The organism is Bacillota bacterium (genome assembly GCA_018818595.1).
Lineage (GTDB): Bacteria > Bacillota_I > Bacilli_A > Izemoplasmatales > Hujiaoplasmataceae > JAHIRM01.
Genome location: JAHIRM010000024.1, coordinates 1 through 2,976, shown reverse-complemented (window position 1 = coordinate 2,976; position 2,976 = coordinate 1). Strand labels below are relative to the sequence as shown.

General features: G+C 29.2%; 3 protein-coding genes. 2 read left to right on the top strand and 1 reads right to left on the bottom strand.

The annotated features are described in order from the left end of the window. The first annotated feature begins 142 nt into the window (after positions 1-142). Positions 143-859, top strand: a complete 717-nt coding sequence (locus tag KJ971_04735) for a fructose-bisphosphatase class III (protein MBU1145145.1) — start codon at positions 143-145, stop codon at positions 857-859. A 60-nt stretch (positions 860-919) separates the two neighbouring features. On the opposite strand, the gene KJ971_04730 is transcribed toward KJ971_04735, so the two are convergent. Beyond that, a complete protein-coding gene (locus tag KJ971_04730) occupies positions 920-2,323 on the bottom strand; it encodes a leucyl aminopeptidase family protein (GenBank protein MBU1145144.1) in 1,404 nt (467 codons plus the stop codon). 267 nt (positions 2,324-2,590) lie between these two features. On the opposite strand from KJ971_04730, the gene KJ971_04725 reads away from it, so the two are divergent. Further along, positions 2,591-2,976 (top strand): helix-turn-helix domain-containing protein (locus tag KJ971_04725; protein MBU1145143.1); only part of this gene is annotated, 386 nt, incomplete at its 3' end.

The window sequence follows — 2,976 nt, the reverse complement described above, 5'->3', positions numbered from 1 at the left end:
GGAATTATTGTTACAATTGATTTAATTAAAGTCTGGATAAAAACATTTAATCAAGGAATAAAATCGCATATTAATAGAATAAGCAAATTAGCAGAACATAATCAAAAAAATAATCGATAACATACTGATGATGAAAGTAAAAATGGAAAATATACTATTTGTTGTTAGTGATATCCATGGACATTTCAATGAATTGATTGTTTCTCTTAAAAATGCTGGGTATGACTTAAATAATCCACATCATAAATTACTGGTTCTTGGAGATCTTTTTGACCGAGGAACTCAATCAAAAGAAGTTCTTGAATATCTTTATAGCTTAAGTCTAGATAAAAAAGTTGAGATTATTATTGGAAATCATGATTTGTTTTTAATTGATTTTTTAGAAAATCAATTTCAAAAAACAATCTTTAACATTATTCATAATGGTTTTCTAAATACCCTAGAAAGTTTATCTGAATTGGAATTGGAAATGGATTTTAAAAAAGAAGAAATAAGTGAATTAATAAGAAATAAATTTCCATACCTTTTAAATTGGCTTAAATCATTTCCTTATTTCATTGAAATGAATGACTACATCTTCGTTCATGGAGGAATTAATGGATCTATGAAAAATTGGAGAGATACTTCTTTAAGGGATTTTGTTTGGTCTTATGAACATGAATTAAAATCAATTCCAAATAAAATAGTAGTTGCAGGGCATCACAGAACAGCATCGATCAGACGACCTTATGAATCCTTTGCGCACTTAATAGATACAAATCCAGAAATGTTTGACATACTTTATGAAAAAGGAAAAATTCTAATCGATGGATTTGTAGAAGTTAGCAAAAAAATAAATGTTTTAATAATTGAATTCTAAAGCATAATGAAAAGAACAATGCAAATTAACGAGCATTGTTCTTTTTATATAAATAAAATGTTAGATATTTCTTTGAATGAAAAACTCGGTAAATGTTTTAACCATAACACCAGTTGCTTGATTCTTAGTAGATGAAGTAGCTGCGATATCTAAATGAATCCAAGATGTACCTTTTTCAATAAATTCTTCTAAGAAAGCAGCGGCAACACAAGACCCGCCGTTTCTAGTAGTGCCTGAATTTCTTAAGTCAGCGACATCGCTTTTCAATTCTTTATGATATCCTTTTGTAATTGGCATTTCCCATAAAGGTTCAAAAGATTTCAAACTTGCAGCTTTTAATTCTTTGTATAGTTTTCGATTATTTGTAAAGGCTCCTGTAAATTCGTCTCCTAATGCTGCAACTATAGAACCAGTTAGTGTTGCCACATCAATAATTTCTTTTGCTCCTTCTTTTTGAGCAAACCATAAAGCATCTGCTAAAGTTAATCTTCCTTCTGCATCTGTAGATATAATCTCAACGGTTAATCCTTTGGCACTTGTAAGAATATCATCAGGAACTATAGCATTTTCGCCTATTCGATTATCCGTTGCAGCAATAATTCCCATAACATTTACTTTTAATTTCAACTTTGCTATAGCCTCTATTGCACCAATAACTGCTGCAGCTCCCGCCATGTCACCTTTCATACCAGGCATTGATTGAGGCGTTTTAAGTGAGTAACCACCTGTATCGTACATAACTCCCTTTCCAACTAGAGCAACAGGATTTTCAAAAGAACCTAAGCCTTGATATTTTATAAATATTAACTTTGGTTCATCAAGACTTCCTTTGTTCACTCCTAAGAATAGACCCATATTCATTTTTTCGATTTCAGGTTTTTCAATAATCTTAACTAAAATGTTAGAGTACTTTTCCAGTAATAATGCATCTTTTGCAAGAGATAAAGCGTTTAGATGATTATTAGGAGCATTCGTTAAATCTTTAGCATGATTCATTGCTTCTCCATATATTGTTCCTTTTGACACTTGGGAATCATAATCTGCTTCGCTGTAGAAATAAAAGTTTTTAGCAGTTGATTCTTTCTTTGATTTGTATTGTTCAAAATAATAGTTTTTTGTAACAATTGCTTCAAAAAGACTTTCAATAATAGTATCTGATTCCGTTGTAGCAAAAGTATCAAGCAATAAACAAACATTTGATTTAATCTCAGCAATTTTTTTATACAGATCATTTCTTTTGTCTTCAGAAGTTAAAGCATCCATATTAATGACATATACTTTTTTCGCTTTAATTTTTCCTAGAGTATGAATTACCGTGAAATCTTCCTTTGTTTTTTCTTCAAGAAAATGATTTAGAACGTTATTCATTGTTTGAACGAAAGGATGATTTAAGTTGTTTGTTAGAAGAATATCATTTTCTTCTAATTCAAATTGGAATTTCTTTTGTTTAATAATTGTGATCATTTTTAGTCCTCCCATATTATTTCTATCTTTCTATTGTATCATATTTTTGATGATTTATGAATCAGTTTTAGTAGAAGAATAGCTATTTAAAATGACTGCTTTAAGAGTGAGAAAAAGTAAAATTGAATATATTTAGTGTTTTTGGTATAATGTTATTTAAAATAGTATGTTTATTTTTACAGAATCTACGATTCGTAGACTGATTCCACTATAACTAGGTTGCATGTTTTAAAACTAATAGATATGATTTATCCGAGGTGAAATATTATGGATAGTGTATTAACTGGTAATTTTATTCAATCATTAAGAAAAGAGAAAAAAATAACCCAAACAGAATTAGCAGAACTTTTAAAAGTAACAAACAAAGCAATATCGAGATGGGAAACTGGTGAAGGGTATCCAGAAATTACTCTTCTTCCTAAATTGGCAGAAATTTTGAATGTTACAGTAGATGAATTACTTCAAGGAAGTAGAATTGATGAACAACCAAGTAATAAACATATAAAAATTTCTTATCAATTTAAAAACACACTTTTTCTAAGCTCCTTGTTGACCATCGTAGGATTTGTAACATCTTTAGTTCTTTCTTATATTGGTCCTTTGTGGCTAACAATTATTCCATTTATTTTGTTTGCAAGTATTTCCATAATTTT